The organism is Deinococcota bacterium (assembly GCA_030858465.1).
Taxonomy (GTDB): Bacteria; Deinococcota; Deinococci; order Deinococcales; family Trueperaceae; genus JALZLY01.
The window spans coordinates 1-13,781 of record JALZLY010000169.1 but is presented as its reverse complement, the minus strand read 5'-3'; the positions used below and the strand labels follow the sequence as shown (position 1 = coordinate 13,781).

At 67.5% G+C, this 13,781-nt stretch carries 16 protein-coding genes; 9 read left to right on the top strand and 7 right to left on the bottom strand.

Features of this window, described 5'->3' with window-relative positions; all coding sequences use genetic code 11:
* The first annotated feature begins 62 nt into the window (after window positions 1-62).
* The 6 genes from M3498_08695 (at window position 63) to M3498_08670 (ending at window position 6,010) form a co-directional block, all read left to right on the top strand.
* On the top strand, window positions 63-1,100 hold the full coding sequence (locus tag M3498_08695; protein MDQ3459357.1) for an ABC transporter ATP-binding protein: 1,038 nt from the start codon (window positions 63-65) through the stop codon (window positions 1,098-1,100).
* A complete protein-coding gene (locus M3498_08690; GenBank protein ID MDQ3459356.1) occupies window positions 1,097-2,155 on the top strand; it encodes an ATP-binding cassette domain-containing protein in 1,059 nt (352 codons plus the stop codon). Before M3498_08695 ends, M3498_08690 begins: the two co-directional genes overlap by 4 nt.
* Window positions 2,156-2,278: 123 nt before the next feature.
* Window positions 2,279-3,046: a 5'/3'-nucleotidase SurE gene (gene surE / locus M3498_08685; GenBank protein ID MDQ3459355.1), complete on the top strand. Its 768-nt coding sequence runs from the start codon at window positions 2,279-2,281 to the stop codon at window positions 3,044-3,046.
* A gap of 15 nt (window positions 3,047-3,061) precedes the next feature.
* Window positions 3,062-4,087 (top strand): polyprenyl synthetase family protein, encoded by a 1,026-nt coding sequence (locus M3498_08680; protein ID MDQ3459354.1) that lies wholly within the window; start codon window positions 3,062-3,064, stop codon window positions 4,085-4,087.
* Between the two features lie 12 nt (window positions 4,088-4,099).
* Window positions 4,100-4,702 carry a ComF family protein gene (locus M3498_08675; protein MDQ3459353.1) on the top strand — a complete coding sequence of 201 codons (603 nt, stop codon included), beginning with the start codon at window positions 4,100-4,102 and terminating at the stop codon, window positions 4,700-4,702.
* A gap of 129 nt (window positions 4,703-4,831) precedes the next feature.
* On the top strand, window positions 4,832-6,010 hold the full coding sequence (locus tag M3498_08670; protein ID MDQ3459352.1) for a PQQ-dependent sugar dehydrogenase: 1,179 nt from the start codon (window positions 4,832-4,834) through the stop codon (window positions 6,008-6,010).
* Between the two features lie 50 nt (window positions 6,011-6,060).
* Here M3498_08670 and M3498_08665 read toward each other — a convergent pair whose 3' ends face one another.
* The 7 genes from M3498_08665 to efp all read right to left on the bottom strand — a co-directional run bounded on the left by M3498_08665 (window position 6,061) and on the right by efp (window position 10,801).
* Window positions 6,061-6,504: a divergent PAP2 family protein gene (locus tag M3498_08665; protein MDQ3459351.1), complete on the bottom strand. Its 444-nt coding sequence runs from the start codon at window positions 6,502-6,504 to the stop codon at window positions 6,061-6,063.
* 3 nt (window positions 6,505-6,507) lie between these two features.
* A complete protein-coding gene (locus M3498_08660; protein ID MDQ3459350.1) occupies window positions 6,508-7,353 on the bottom strand; it encodes a bifunctional 5,10-methylene-tetrahydrofolate dehydrogenase/5,10-methylene-tetrahydrofolate cyclohydrolase in 846 nt (281 codons plus the stop codon).
* Between the two features lie 47 nt (window positions 7,354-7,400).
* Window positions 7,401-7,853, bottom strand: a complete 453-nt coding sequence (gene nusB, locus M3498_08655) for a transcription antitermination factor NusB (GenBank protein MDQ3459349.1) — start codon at window positions 7,851-7,853, stop codon at window positions 7,401-7,403.
* Window positions 7,840-8,232, bottom strand: a complete 393-nt coding sequence (locus M3498_08650; protein ID MDQ3459348.1) for an Asp23/Gls24 family envelope stress response protein — start codon at window positions 8,230-8,232, stop codon at window positions 7,840-7,842. Before M3498_08650 ends, nusB begins: the two co-directional genes overlap by 14 nt.
* Before the next feature lie 64 nt (window positions 8,233-8,296).
* The gene (gene accC, locus M3498_08645) at window positions 8,297-9,634 is read right to left on the bottom strand and encodes an acetyl-CoA carboxylase biotin carboxylase subunit (GenBank protein MDQ3459347.1); all 1,338 of its coding nucleotides are present in this window, start codon (window positions 9,632-9,634) and stop codon (window positions 8,297-8,299) included.
* A 148-nt stretch (window positions 9,635-9,782) separates the two neighbouring features.
* On the bottom strand, window positions 9,783-10,244 hold the full coding sequence (gene accB, locus M3498_08640) for an acetyl-CoA carboxylase biotin carboxyl carrier protein (GenBank protein MDQ3459346.1): 462 nt from the start codon (window positions 10,242-10,244) through the stop codon (window positions 9,783-9,785).
* On the bottom strand, window positions 10,244-10,801 hold the full coding sequence (gene efp, locus M3498_08635) for an elongation factor P (protein MDQ3459345.1): 558 nt from the start codon (window positions 10,799-10,801) through the stop codon (window positions 10,244-10,246). The genes accB and efp overlap by 1 nt, the downstream gene beginning before the upstream one ends.
* A 170-nt stretch (window positions 10,802-10,971) precedes the next feature.
* Between efp and M3498_08630 the strand changes: the two genes are divergently transcribed.
* The 3 genes from M3498_08630 to M3498_08620 all read left to right on the top strand — a co-directional run.
* A complete protein-coding gene (locus M3498_08630; GenBank protein ID MDQ3459344.1) occupies window positions 10,972-11,739 on the top strand; it encodes an aldolase/citrate lyase family protein in 768 nt (255 codons plus the stop codon).
* A gap of 109 nt (window positions 11,740-11,848) precedes the next feature.
* Window positions 11,849-13,336: a YifB family Mg chelatase-like AAA ATPase gene (locus M3498_08625; protein MDQ3459343.1), complete on the top strand. Its 1,488-nt coding sequence runs from the start codon at window positions 11,849-11,851 to the stop codon at window positions 13,334-13,336.
* Window positions 13,337-13,511: 175 nt separating this feature from the next.
* Window positions 13,512-13,781, top strand: a 270-nt coding sequence (locus tag M3498_08620) for a hypothetical protein (GenBank protein MDQ3459342.1), incomplete at its 3' end; no start/stop codon positions are given.

Below are 13,781 nucleotides of genomic sequence, written 5' to 3'. Positions count from 1 at the left end.
AAAATATAAGGTAGACTGATGTCTGTAAGGTAGACCAACATCTGTGAGGAGCGTACAGTTGCATGGCTAGTTCCGAACGTCTGCTCGAGGTCAACAACCTCCAGACCTACTTCGATACCGACGACGGCACGGTCAAGGCCGTGGATGGCGTCACCTTCCACCTCGGCCTGGGCGAGACGCTGGCGGTGGTCGGCGAGTCCGGCTCCGGCAAGTCGGTCACCAGCTTGTCGATCATGCGCCTCATCGCGCAGCCGCCGGGTAGAATCGCGGGCGGGGAGATTCTCTTCAACGGCGAGAACCTGGTCAAGAAGTCCGAGTCGGCGATGCGCAGGATTCGCGGCAACGACATCGCGATGATCTTCCAGGAGCCGATGACCAGCTTGAACCCGGTCTACACCGTCGGCGACCAGATCGCCGAGGCCATCGTCCTCCACCAGAGAAAGAGCCGCGGCCAGGCGATGAAGGCCGCCGCGGATATGCTCGACCTGGTCGGCATTCCCGAACCCGCCAAGCGGGTCAAGAACTATCCCCACCAGATGTCGGGGGGGATGCGCCAGCGCGTGATGATCGCCATGGCCTTGTCCTGCGGGCCCAAGCTGCTGATCGCCGACGAGCCGACCACGGCGCTCGACGTAACCATCCAGGCGCAGATTCTGGACCTCATGCGCAAGCTCCAGCGCGAGATCGGCATGAGCATCCTCTTCATCACCCACGATCTGGGCGTGGTCGCCGAAATCGCCGACCGGGTGGTGGTCATGTACGCCGGCCGCGCCGTCGAAGAGGGCGACGTCAACGACATCTTCGCCCAGCCCAGGATGCCCTACACCATGGGACTCCTCAACTCGATTCCCCGGGTGGACAAGGTCGCGGTGCATCAACTGAGGCTCGAGGCCATTCCCGGCAACGTGCCCAACCCGCTCTACCTACCGCCGGGCTGCGCCTTTCACCCGCGCTGCAAGTTCGTCACCGACGACTGCAAGCAGGAGATCCCGCCGCTCGAGGACACCGGCGGCGGCCACATGGTGCGCTGCATCCGCTGGGAGAACCTGACCGAAACCGAAGAGGGCGTCGAGCACCAGAAGCGGGAGGCCATGATATGACCCAACCCCGTCCCCAGGGTGTCGGCACGGAGGTTCACGCACCCAAGATCACCCAGCCCGGAGTTCCGGCGAGCAAGCGCAAGGGCGCCAAGGGCGAGTACCTGCTCGAGGTCAAACACCTCCAGAAGTACTTCCCCATCCGCGGCGGCATCTTGTCCAGAGTCGTCGCCAATGTCCACGCGGTCGAAGACGTGTCCTTCAACATCCGCCCCGGCGAGGTCGTGGGCCTCGTCGGCGAGTCCGGCTCGGGCAAGACGACGGTAGGCCGGACCATCTTGCGGCTCTTGGAGCCCACCGCCGGCGAGATCCTCTTCGACGGCGTGGACGTCGCCAAGCTCTCCAAGGGCGAACTGCGCGAATACCGCAAGGAGATGCAGATAATCTTCCAGGACCCCTATGCCTCCTTGAACCCGCGCATGACGGTCGGCGACATCATCGGCGAGGCCCTGCAGATCCACAACCTGGCGCGCGGCAAGGCTCGCGAGGAGCGCGTCGCCGAGCTGCTCACCAAGACCGGCCTGGCGCCCGGCCACATGCGCCGCTACCCGCACGAGTTCTCGGGCGGCCAGCGCCAGCGCATCGGCATCGCCCGGGCCTTAGCGGTGGACCCGCAGTTCATCGTCGCCGACGAGCCGGTCTCGGCCCTCGACGTGTCGATTCAGGCGCAGGTCGTCAACCTGCTGCAAGACCTCAAGGACGAACTCGGCCTCACCCTGCTCTTTATCGCCCACGACCTGGGCGTGGTCGAGTACATCTCCGACCACGTCATCGTCATGTACTTGGGCCGCATCATGGAAATAGCCCCGGCCAAGGAGCTCTACGCCAACCCCGTGCATCCCTACACCGAGGCCCTGCTCTCGGCCGTGCCGATTCCCGATCCGACCGTCAAGCGCGAGCGCATCCTCCTCCAGGGCGACATCCCCTCGCCCATCAACCCGCCCTCGGGCTGCGTGTTCAGGACCCGCTGCCCGCTCGCGGTCGAAGACTGCGCGCACATCATCCCACCGCTCGAAGAGGTCGGCCCCGGTCACTTCAAGGCCTGCATCGTCCGCTAGACGCCGGATCGTCCGCTCCTAGACGCCGGGATCGTCCGCGCCCAGACGGCGGGGCGTTGTGAGCGACCACGAGACGCGCCCGAGTGACGCTCGGCTGACGCCTGGCGACGTATACTGGCCGTTATGAAAGTTCTAGTTGCCAACGACGACGGTATCTTCTCCCCCGGCATCCGGGCCCTGGCCGAGGCCATGCTCGAGGTCGCCGACGAAGTGGTCATCTCCGCGCCCGACGTGGAGCAGTCGGCGGTCGGCCACGGCATCACCATCCGCCGGCCGCTGCGCTACAAGAGGACCCGGCTGAACGGCCTCGAGGGCACCCAGGCCTACCGCGTCGACGGCACCCCGGCCGACTGCGTGGTCCTGGGCGTCCACAACAACGGCCGTCCCGACGTGGTGGTGAGCGGCATCAACATCGGCGCCAACCTGGGCTACGACGTGACCCACTCGGGCACGGTGGCGGCGGCCATCGAAGGCGCCACCCTGGGTATTCCCGCCATCGCCTTTTCCCTGAAGAGCGGCAAGGGCGAGCTCGACTTCAGCTTCGCGGCCGACTACGCCAAGGAGCTGGTGCCGCGGGTCGCCAAGAACGGCCTGCCCCAGCGCACGCTCCTAAACGTCAACTTTCCCACCGGGCCCTTGAAGGGCGTGCGGCTGTCGCGGCAGTCGACCCACTCCTACGTCGACGAGGTCATCGCCCGCGAGGACCCCGAGGGCGTGCCCTACTACTGGGTGGCCGGCGTGCCGACCGGCAAGCGCGAGCCGGACACCGACTACACCGCGGTCTTGGACGGCTTTGCTTCGGTCACGCCGCTCTACCTCGACTTCACCTACAGTTCCTACTTCGCCACGCTGGCCGAGTTCGTGCCGGGGCTCGAGCGGGAGATCGTCTAAGCCCGCTTGAGAGAGATGCTCCAGGCCTTGGGCGAGGCCGTCGTCGGCGCCCTGCCGCAGAGGCACGCGCTTGCCGAGCTGTCGCGCTTTTACGCGCTCGTCCGCGACTACCCGGCCCGGGGCGGCAAGCGTCTGCGCGGGCAGTTGCTGCTCGCCGCCATCGGCGCGCACGGCGGCGACTGGCGCGCGGGCGTGGGCGTGGCCGCCGCCCTCGAGCTCTTCCAGAACTGGGTCTTGATCCACGACGACGTCGAGGACGACTCCGAGGACCGCCGCGGCCTGCCGGCGCTGCACCGCTGCGTGGGCGCGCCCGTAGCCATCAACGTCGGCGACGCCCTGCACGTCTACATGTGGCAGCTCCTGCACAGCCAGGACGGCCTAGCCTCGGCGACGCAGCGCGCGGTCTTAGCCGAGTTCGCCTGGATGATCCAGCGGACCGCCGAGGGCCAGCATCTGGACCTCGCCTGGGTGGAAGCCGGGCGCTTCGACGTGAGCGAGGCCGAGTACCTGGACATGGTCCGGCTCAAGACGGCCTACTACACGGTGGTCTGCCCCTTGCGCCTGGGCGCCCTGTGCGCGGGCGAGGAGCCGCGGGAGAGCCTGAGCGAGGCGGGTATAGACCTGGGCGTCGCCTTTCAGATCCGCGACGACGTCTTGAACCTCATGCCCGAGATCGCCGCCCAGGGGACGGGCGCAGGGACGGGCGCAGAGCTGGGCGCGGGGATCTACGGCAAGGAGTTTATGGGTGACCTCCTCGAGGGCAAGCGGACGCTCATCCTGGCGCACTTTTTCGCCGAGGCGGGCGCCGCCGAGCGGGACGAGGTCATCCAGGTCCTCGCCAAGCCCAGGGCGGCCAAAACTCAGGGCGAGGTTCTGCGGGTCTTGGGGCTCATCGACAGGCGGGGCTCGCTCCGCTACGCGCAGGAGGTGGCCGAGAGCAGCGCCGAGCGCGGCATGAGGGGGCTCAGAGAGGCTCTGGAGGACCAACAGGCAGGGGCGCTCTTCGACCTGCTCGAGCCGCTCGCCAGCCGCCGCCACTAGGCCGCCGATCTCATGCACGCCCTCTTCCGGCTCAGCCGCTGCGTCCTCTGCCAGGCGCGCCCCAGCTCGGCGCTCGGTTGCTGCGAGAGTTGCGCCCACAGCCTCTTTCGGCCCAGCCTAAAGGACAACGAACTCGCCCTGGGTGATTACGACGGCAGCCTGCGCAAGGCCGTGCAGGCGCTCAAGTACCGCCAGGTGACCCGGCTGGCCGAACTGTTCGGATGCAGGGTGGCCGCCGAGGTGAACCGGGCGGGCTGGCAGCCGGCGCTCATAACCGCCGTGCCCCTGCACCTGAGCCGTCGGCTGAGGCGCGGCTACAACCAGGCCGAGATGATCGCCCGGGCAGCGGCGCGCGAGCTGGGGCTGCCCTACCGGGCCGTGCTCAGCCGCACCCGCGCCACCAAGAAGCAGATCCTGCTGAGCCCGGGGGCGCGCGCCGACAACGTCGCCGACGCCTTTAGGGCCAAAGCGCTCGAGGGCGAGCGGGTCCTGCTCATAGACGACGTGACCACCAGCGGCGCCACGCTGACCGAGTGCAGCCTGGCGCTGCTCGCCGCGGGCGCGAGCCGGGTCTACCTGGCGGTGGTCGCTCGCGCCGATTCCGCCCGTGCCTGAGCGCCCCTGCTTGAACACCCGTGCCAGCTTTGTAACGGGGCCGCGGCTATAGTGAGAGTCCAGTCATTCCAAAAGAGGACAAAGGTGAAGCAACAAACAAGATGGGGATTCTGCGCGACTGTCACGGTCATGCTCTTGGCCTTGGGCGCCGCCGCGGCCCAGACGGAGCAAGCGGAAGCGGCGGGAGAAGCGGACGCCCCGCCCGTCGTCGGCAATATCTTTCAACCCGAACACGTCGAGTTCGAGGAAGCTCTGCTCGACAACCTGCAGCTCCCGCCCGGCTTCGAGATCGGCGTCTTCGCCCAGGGCCTCGACAACCCGCGCAAGCTGGCCGTCGCCGAGGACGGCACCGTCTACGTCACCCAGCGCGACACCGGCAACGTGCTGGCCTTGCGCGACAGCGACGGCGACTGGCGCGCCGACGAGATCGTCGTCGTCGCCGAAGGCATCGACAACCTAAACGGCATCATGATCCGTGAGGACCGCGTCTATCTGGGGCCGCCCAGGCAGATCCTGGTGGCCGAGCGGCTCGAGGGCGGTATGCTCCTGGGCGAGCCCGAGGTGTTTATAGACGACCTGCCCGACGGCGGCCAGCATCCCAACCGCACCTTCGCCATGGGGCCCGACGGCATGTTCTACTTGTCGATCGGCTCGTCTTGCAACTCCTGCGACGAGAGCAATCCCGAGCACGCCACCATGCTCCGCTTCGAGGCCGACGGCAGCGGGCGCAGCATCTACGCCGAGGGCCTCAGAAACACCGTCGGCTTCGACTGGCACCCCGAAACGGCGGCGCTCTGGGGCCTCGACATGGGCTCGGACTGGCGCGGCGACGACGACCCGCCCGAGGAGTTCAACCTGATCGCCGAGGGCAACCACTACGGCTGGCCGTTTTGCTTCGCCGACAGGCAGGTCGACCCTTACCTGCCCGCCGAGCCCGAGGACATGAGCAGAGAGGAGTTCTGCGCGACCACCGAGCCGCCGGCGCTCACCTACCAGGCGCACGCCTCGCCGCTCGACATGCTCTTCTACAGCGGTGAGCAGTTTCCCGAGGACTACCGCGGCGACGCCATCGTCACCCTGCGCGGCTCCTGGAACCGCTTTCCGGCGGTCGGCTACAAGCTCGTCAGGATCCGCTTCGAGGACGGTCAGCCGGTCGCCTTTGAGGACTTTATCACCGGCTTTCTGATCGACGAGGGCCGGGCGCAGTTCGGACGGCCCGTCGGCCTAGTGATGGCGAACGACGGCTCGGTCCTCTTTGCCGACGACACGGGCGGGGTCATCTACCGGCTGTCCTACAAGGGCGAGTAGGCGCGAGCCGTAGCGGCACCTTCATCGACGATAAGGGCATCGACGAGCCCCTAGAGGAAAATCACCACCGCCGTCACCACGCCCAGCAGCGCGCCCATGAACACCTGCGGATAGGTGTGGCCGAGGAGCGTCTTTAGGACCTGCGGCTGAAAGCCGTCCTCGAAGACGTGGGCGAGCTCCTGGGCGAGTTCGTTGATCATCTGCGCGTGCATGCCGGCGGCGCGGCGGATGCCGGTGGCGTCGTACATCACGATGATGCCGAAGACCACCGACGCCGCGAAGAGCGGGCTGTCCCAGCCCAGGCTGAGGCCCAAGCTGGTCATCAGCGAGGTCACCGCCGCCGAGTGTGAGGAGGGCATGCCGCCGGTCTCGAGCAGGCGGTCAAGCGCCAGCTTGCGCTCGGTCAAGGCCACCAGGAAGACCTTGAGGACCTGGGCCAGCGCCAGAGCGGTCAGCGAGGTCCAGAGGATGCGGTTGGTGAAGAGCTCGTCCATCTTCTAGGGCTCGAGGGCGCGCCGGGCCAGGGCGGCGTCGTAGCTGTTCTGCATGAGCATGGCGACGGTCATGGGGCCGGTGCCTCCCGGCATCGGGGTCAGGTAGGCGGCCACCTCGGCCACGCCCGGATGCACGTCGCCCCTGAGCCTCCCGTCCACCCTGGTGATGCCCACGTCCAAGACCACCGCGCCGGGCCTCACCATGTCGGGGGTGATCAGCGCTTCGCGTCCGACCGCCGCCACCAGGATGTCGGCCTCGCGGGTCAGCGCGGCCAGGTCACGGGTCCTCGAGTGCGCCAGGGTAACGGTCGCGTGGCGCTGCAAGAAGAGCGCCGCCGCGGGCTTACCGACCAGGTTCGAGCGGCCGACGATGACGGTGCGCTTGCCCGCTATCGGAAGCCCATAATAATCCATGATGCAAATCAGCCCCAGCGGCGTGCAGGGAACGAGCGCCTTCTGTCCGCTCCAGAGGCGGCCCACGTTGATAGGGTGAAAGCCGTCCACGTCCTTGGCGGGGTCGATGGCCTCCTGCACGGGCCTGATGTCCAGGTGAGGAGGCAGAGGGTCCTGAACCAGGATGCCGTCCACCTCGGGGTCGGCGCTGAGCGAGGCGACGAGCGCCATGAGCTCGTCCTGCCGGGTGGCTTCAGGCAGGACCTCGACCCTCGAGCCCATGCCGATCTGCCGCGCCGTTCTGGCCTTGCCCCGCACATAGGCGACGCTGGCGGGGTCTTCGCCAACCCGCACCACGACGAGCTGCGGCTGAAAGGGCAAGTCGCGGAGCGACTGCCGCAACACCGCGCTTACCCTCTCCGACACCTCTTTGCCTCTCAGGAGCTGAGCAGCCATGACCTCTCCACGTTTGAGTTTGGGTTTACAAGGTTGGGCTTACAGGGTCAGGAGCGCGCCGGGACGCGGCGATGGTAGGTCGCCAAGACCCCGTTGACGAATCTTCCCGACTCCTCGCCACCGAACTTCTTGGCGATGCGCACGGCCATCTCGGCGGTGACCTCGAAGGGCACCGAGGGCTCATGGAGGATCTCGGTTAGGGCCAGGCGCAAGACGGTCAGGTCGGTCTGGGCCATCTGGCTGAAGCTCCAGCCCTCGATCACCTCCCCCAGGCGGCTGTCTATCTCGCCGCGGTGCGCCTCGAAATGCTCGAGGAGGCGTTCGGCGAAGGCCAGACCCTCGCTGTCGAGGCGGTCGCCGTAGGCGCCCTCGTCCTCGCTCTCCACCGTTTCCCCGAACCCGGCGCGGGTGCCCTGCCAGACTTCCAGGAGCGGGGCCTTGCCCTGCTCAGCCTCGAACAGGGTCCGGAAGGCGAGCTCGCGCGCCTTACGCCTGGCCACGGGTCTCCAGAGCCGCGGGACTTCTCGCCGGTCTCTCTTCAGCAGAGCCCGGCAGGTCCACGGCGTCCACGGTCACATTGACCGTCTCGACCATGAGGCCGGTCATCGAGGCGACCGCCTCGCGCACCGCCTGCTGCGCCTCCAGGGCGACCTCGGGGATCGCCAGGCCGTAGCTGACATGGACATTCAAGTCGATGCTGACGGCGTCCCCCGCGCGCTCGATGCGGATACCCTTGGCCCGGCGGCCGGTGAGGATCTCGCCGACCCACGCGGGCGGCGCCACCGGGGTGATGCCCTCGACCGTGCCCAAGGCGAGTTGGGCGATGCCGTAGAGCACGTCCTGGGAAATGTCGAGGTCGTTCATTGGGTTCTCGTTCATTGGGTTCTCGTGCATTGGGTTCTCGTGCATTCAGTCACTTTCGCTTCGTTGCTGTTCGCCTGAGTCAAGACTGCATCCTCCTCGGGATGAAGTTAGTGTACACCGCACCGCGCTTGTAAAATGCGTTGTCGAGAACCTTCAGGTGAAAGGGGATGGTGGTCTTGACTCCGTCCAGCACGGTTTCTTCCAGCGCCCGCCGCATCCGGGCGATGGCCGCTTCGCGGCTCGGCGCCCAGGCGATGATCTTGCCGACCAGGGAGTCGTAATTGGGGGGGATGCGGTAGCCCGCGTAGACGTGCGAGTCCACCCGGATGCCCGGCCCGCCCGGCCAGTGTAGGTCGGTGATGGTGCCGGCCGAGGGCCTGAAGTCGTGGTCGGGGTCTTCGGCGTTGATGCGCACCTCGATGGCGTGGCCTGCCAGCTTCACCTCGTCCTGGGCGAGGCTGAGGCCGAGGCCCGCCGCCACCTTGAACTGCTCCTGGACGAGATCGAAGCGGGTGATCATCTCGGTGACGGGATGCTCGACCTGGATGCGCGTGTTCATCTCCAGAAAGTAGAAGGCGCCGTCGCGATCGACCAGGAACTCGCAGGTGCCCGCGCCGCGGTAGTTGATGTGCTGGCAGAGCCTAACCGCGGACTCGGCGATGGCGAGCCGCAGCGCATTGGGCAGGGTGCTCGGCGCCTCCTCGAGCATCTTCTGCTGACGGCGCTGGATCGAGCAGTCGCGGTCGAAAAAGTGAATCACCCCCCCCGCGCCGTCACCGAAAATCTGGATCTCGACATGTCTGGCCTCGTCGATGTACTTTTCCATATACATCTCGGGGTTGCCAAAGGCCGCTCGAGCCTCCTCCTGAGCGTTCACGAGCTGGCGCTCTAAGTCGGTCGGGCTGTGCACGACCCGCATGCCCCGCCCCCCACCGCCGGCAGAGGCCTTGAGCATGACCGGATAGGCGATCTTTTCGGCAAAGGCCAGGGCCTCCTCGAGCGACTTGAGCGGGGTTGAGCCCGGCACGGTCGGCACCTCGGCCGCGTCCGCGAGCTTGCGGGCGCTGGCCTTGTCACCGATCAGCCGGATCGACTCGGCGGTCGGGCCGATAAAGCGGATGTTGTGCTCCTCGCACTTGTCGGCGAACTCGGCGTTCTCCGAGAGAAAGCCGTAGCCGGGATGAATCGCCTCGGCCCCGGTGACGGTCGCCGCCGAGAGCAGGTTGCGGACGTTTAGGTAGGAGCCCGAGGACGGCGGCGGGCCGATGCAGATCGACTCGTCGGCGAGGAGCACCGGCAAGGAGTTCTCGTCGGCGGTCGAGTAGACCGCCACCGTCTTGACGCCGAGTTCCTTGGCGGCCCGCAGGACGCGCAGGGCGATCTCGCCGCGGTTGGCGATGAGGACCTTCTTAAACATAAAGGGCAACCTTAAACATAAAGGGCAAAGTCCGGGAGCCGGACGTCAAAATCCAAGCTAAACCCCCCCGGCTCCCGGCGCCTCGCTTCGCTGCTTATCGCTGTTGCCAAGGCTTCTGGCTGCTTTGGAGTGTGGGTCATCAGCCGCCTCAGCTCGGATCGATCCTGAAGAGCACCTGGCCGTACTCGACCGGCTCTTCGTTTTTGACCAGCACTTCGGCGATGACGCCGGCCACCTCGGCTTCGATCTCGTTCATCAGCTTCATGGCCTCGATGATGCAGAGCACCTTGCCGGCCTCGACCTTGTCGCCCACCTTGACGTAGGGGGCGGCGTCCGGCGAGGGCGAGGCGTAGAAGGTGCCCACGATGGGCGCGGTGATCTGGACGAGGTGCGCGGGGACGGAAGCCGGCGTGGGCGCCCCCCGAGCGGCCTCGGGCGCGCCGGGCTGGGAGGTCGGGACGGCTGCGGCGGGCGGCTGCGGCGCCTGGATCATCTGCGCCTCCGCGCCGCGCTTCACGGTCAGTTTGTAGTCGCCGGTCTCGAGCACCAGCTCGTTGGTTTCCGAGTCGCGCATGGCGTCAAGCAGCCTTTTCAGCTCCTTGACGTCCATCAGGCGCGCCCGAGGTACTCGCCCGTACGGGTATCGACGCGGATGGTCTCGCCCTGGTCGATGAAGAGCGGCACGTTCACGGTCGCGCCGGTTTCCAGCGTCGCCTGCTTCGAGCCGCCGGAGACGGTGTCGCCCTTGACGCCCGGGTCGGTCTGGGTGATGGCCAGCGCGACCACGTTGGGCAGGGTCACCTTGAGCGGCTTGTCGCGGAAGTAGTCCACCGTCACCTCCATCGACTCCTTCAGGAATCTGGCGCCGTCGCCAATCTGCGCGCGGCTCAAGGCGGGCTGATCGTAGGTCTCGGTGTCCATGAAGGTAAAGGAGTCGCCGTCGGAGTAGAGGTACTGCATCTTCTTGTAGTCGATAAAGATGTCCTGCAATTTTTCCGAGGCGTTGAAGGTGCGCTCGACGATCGAGCCGGTCTCCAGGTTGCGAAATTTGGCGACGACCTTGGCGCCGCCGCGGCCGATCTTCTGGTGCTGGTAGTCGAGACATTCCCAGAGGCCGCCGTCCATCTCGACCTTGGTGTTGTTTCGCAGTTCTGTGACGCTGATCATGATGCCTCCTGAGCGCTTCGAGCTCGCAACGTAGGGTGGCTGCGCTTTGTCACCGGCTAGTCTAACATCCGGCCCTGGCGCTGGGAAAGCAGGACGCTGGGCCCGCCACCACGGTGGGTAAGGTGGGTTCGGTGGGTGAGGCGGGGCGAGGTAGCATCAAGAGGAGGTTGATGATGAACAACGTGCTCAAAAGCAGGCTCGAGAGGGGTCAGCCCTCGCTCGGCTGCTGGCTCCACCTGTGCAGCCCCCTGGCCGCCGAACTCGTCGCCTTAGCCGGCTACCACGCGGTCCTGATCGACCTCGAGCACGGCCCCGGCGACCTCCTGAACGCCGTTCAGCTCATGCAGGCGGTCTCGGCGACCGAGGCTACACCCGTCGTCCGCGTGCCTGCCAACGACCCGGTCTGGATCAAGCGCGCGCTCGACATCGGCGCGCTAGGGATCATGGTGCCCGAGGTCGGCAGCGCAGACGAGGCGCGGGCGGCCGTCGCCGCCTGCCTCTACCCGCCCGCCGGCAGGCGCGGGGTGGCCTACCCGCTGGTCCGCGCCTCGGGCTATGGCTTGGATACCGACTACGCCAGCGCGGCCGGGGACAAGCTGCTGGTCATCGCGCAGATCGAGAGCGCCGCGGGCGTGGCGAACAGCGCCGAGATCGCCGCCGTGAAAGGGATCGACATGCTCTTCATCGGCCCCTTCGACCTGTCGGCCGGTCTGGGCAAGCCGGGAGACTTCGACGACCCCGAGGTCGGCGCGCTCTTGCAGAGGGCCGAGGCGGCGGCCAGGGCGAGCGGCAAGCCCCTGGGGGGCCTTCCTTACGGCGGACGGGGCGCCGGGGATATGGTGGCGGCCGGCTACACCTTCGTGACCAGCGGCTCGGACGTCGCCTTTTTGCGCGACGCGGCGCGAGGAGACGTGCAGGCGCTCGAGCGTCTTCGCTAGCTCCTGCGCTCGTCGCCCGCCGGCTGGCGGTCCATTACGCGGTCCCCCATTGCGCGGTCCCCCATTGCGCGGTCCCGTTGCAGAACGCCATCCTTGGGTATAGTGACCTATGCTAGCTCGAGTCACCTCCGCCGCCGTCCTGGGCGTCGAGGCCTACGGCGTCGTGGTCGAGGCGGACCTGTCGGGCGGTCTACCCTCGGTGACGGTCGTCGGCCTGCCCGACGCCGCCGTTCAGGAGTCGCGCGAGCGGGTGCGCGCGGCCGTCAGGAACGCCGGCCTGCCCTTCCCCACCGGCCGCGTGGTCATCAACCTGGCACCCGCCGACGTGCGCAAGGAAGGCCCGGCCTTTGACCTGCCCATCGCGCTGGCGCTCTTAGTCGCCCAGGGCGTCCTGCCGCAAGAGGCCCTGGACGGTACCGTCGTCAGCGCGGAACTGGCCCTGGACGGGTCTCTCCGGCCGCTGCGCGGCGCCATCAACATCTCCCTCTACGCCGCCCAGGCGGGGCTTGGGCGGGTGCTGGTGCCGCCCGAGAACGCCGCCGAGGCGGCGGCCGTGGACGAGGTCGAGGTCTACGCCCCCAACACGCTGCTGGAGGCGGTGCAGTTTCTGCGGGGTCAAGTGAGCTTGCAAGCCCACCAGGCGAGCGCGGAGGCCAGCAGCCACGAACTGCCCGACCTGGCCGACGTCAAGGGTCAGGCCGCGGTCAAGCGGGCGCTCGAGATCGTCGCCGCGGGCGCCCACAACCTGCTTATGAGCGGGCCGCCAGGCTCGGGCAAGACCATGCTGGCCAGGCGCCTGCCGGGCATCATGCCGCCCCTAAGCCGCGACGAGGCCATCGAGGTCACCCGCGTCCACTCGACCGCCGGGGTCCTGACCGGCGGCCTGGTCAGGGCGCCGCCCTTTCGTAGCCCCCACCACACCGTCTCGGACGCCGGGCTGATCGGCGGCGGCAACATTCCCCGGCCCGGCGAGGTCAGCCTCGCCCACCGGGGCATCCTCTTCATGGACGAGTTCCCCGAGTTCAGCCGCCGCGCCCTCGAGGTGATGCGCCAGCCGCTCGAGGACGGCGTCGTCACCATCAGCCGCGCCCGGGCCGCCCTGACCTTTCCGGCCTCGTTCATCCTGGTGGCCAGTCAGAACCCCTGCCCCTGCGGCTACCACGGCGACCCCCAGCGGGGCTGCGCCTGCACGCCCGGCATGCGCCAGCGCTACCGCGAGCGCATCAGCGGGCCGCTCATGGACCGCATCGACATGCGGCTCGGCGTGCCCAGGCTGAGCCCCGACGAGCTCATCCACAGCGCGCCGGGCGAAGCGAGCAGCGCCGTGCGGGCGCGCGTCATCGGGGCGAGAAGGCTGGCCGTTGCGCGTCAGGGCGTTCCCAACGCCCGCTTGGCCGGACAGGCCCTGCGCAAGCACGCCGCCCTGGAGGCCGGTCCGCAAGCCTTTATGAGGACGGTCAGCAAGCAGCTCGCCCTCTCGGGCAGGGGCTTCGACCGGCTGCTGCGCCTGGCGCGCACGGTCGCCGACCTGGCCGGGGAGAGCGCGGTCAGCGAAGCGCATCTGGCCGAGGCGGTAGGCTACCGGGGGCTCATCTGAGCCCGGTCGACCGCCGCCGCGCCCGGCGCCAAACCGGGACAAATATCATTGACCGGCTGCGCCCGCGCCGTGTTAAATTGGCTTTAGGTAAAGCCTCGTTGGGTTAGGTAAGCCTGTAGTGTGGCCCTGTTGCCTTGGCCCTGTCGCCTTGGCTCGGGTCGTAGAGGAGGAGGATGTGCCGATAAAAACCTGGTTGCGGCGGGGCTCGAGCCTGGCGATCTTTGCGGTCAGCGCCTTGCTCGCAGGCTGCTCGTTTTCCGTTCCCCAGTCCACCCTGGATCCCTTTGGTCCGATTGCCAAGATGCAGGCCGATGTCTTCTGGCTGACCACCACCTTCGGCGTGGGCATCTATGTGCTGGTGCTGGGTATTTTGCTCTATATCGTCTACCGCTTTCGCATCAAACCCGGCGACAGGGCCGCGGGCCTGCCCAAGCAGGTGCACGGC

Excerpts from the sequence above, each read along its gene's own strand:
- M3498_08695 (MDQ3459357.1), top strand. The coding sequence starts at position 63 with ATGGCTAGTTCCGAACGTCTGCTCGAGGTCAACAACCTCCAGACCTAC.
- surE (MDQ3459355.1), top strand. The coding sequence starts at position 2,279 with ATGAAAGTTCTAGTTGCCAACGACGACGGTATCTTCTCCCCCGGCATC.
- M3498_08625 (MDQ3459343.1), top strand. The coding sequence starts at position 11,849 with ATGCTAGCTCGAGTCACCTCCGCCGCCGTCCTGGGCGTCGAGGCCTAC.
- M3498_08690 (MDQ3459356.1), top strand. The coding sequence starts at position 1,097 with ATGACCCAACCCCGTCCCCAGGGTGTCGGCACGGAGGTTCACGCACCC.
- M3498_08665 (MDQ3459351.1), bottom strand. The coding sequence starts at position 6,504 with ATGGACGAGCTCTTCACCAACCGCATCCTCTGGACCTCGCTGACCGCT.
- efp (MDQ3459345.1), bottom strand. The coding sequence starts at position 10,801 with ATGATCAGCGTCACAGAACTGCGAAACAACACCAAGGTCGAGATGGAC.
- M3498_08680 (MDQ3459354.1), top strand. The coding sequence starts at position 3,062 with ATGCTCCAGGCCTTGGGCGAGGCCGTCGTCGGCGCCCTGCCGCAGAGG.
- M3498_08670 (MDQ3459352.1), top strand. The coding sequence starts at position 4,832 with ATGCTCTTGGCCTTGGGCGCCGCCGCGGCCCAGACGGAGCAAGCGGAA.
- M3498_08630 (MDQ3459344.1), top strand. The coding sequence starts at position 10,972 with ATGATGAACAACGTGCTCAAAAGCAGGCTCGAGAGGGGTCAGCCCTCG.
- accB (MDQ3459346.1), bottom strand. The coding sequence starts at position 10,244 with ATGGACGTCAAGGAGCTGAAAAGGCTGCTTGACGCCATGCGCGACTCG.
- M3498_08660 (MDQ3459350.1), bottom strand. The coding sequence starts at position 7,353 with ATGGCTGCTCAGCTCCTGAGAGGCAAAGAGGTGTCGGAGAGGGTAAGC.
- accC (MDQ3459347.1), bottom strand. The coding sequence starts at position 9,634 with ATGTTTAAGAAGGTCCTCATCGCCAACCGCGGCGAGATCGCCCTGCGC.
- M3498_08650 (MDQ3459348.1), bottom strand. The coding sequence starts at position 8,232 with ATGAACGAGAACCCAATGAACGACCTCGACATTTCCCAGGACGTGCTC.
- M3498_08675 (MDQ3459353.1), top strand. The coding sequence starts at position 4,100 with ATGCACGCCCTCTTCCGGCTCAGCCGCTGCGTCCTCTGCCAGGCGCGC.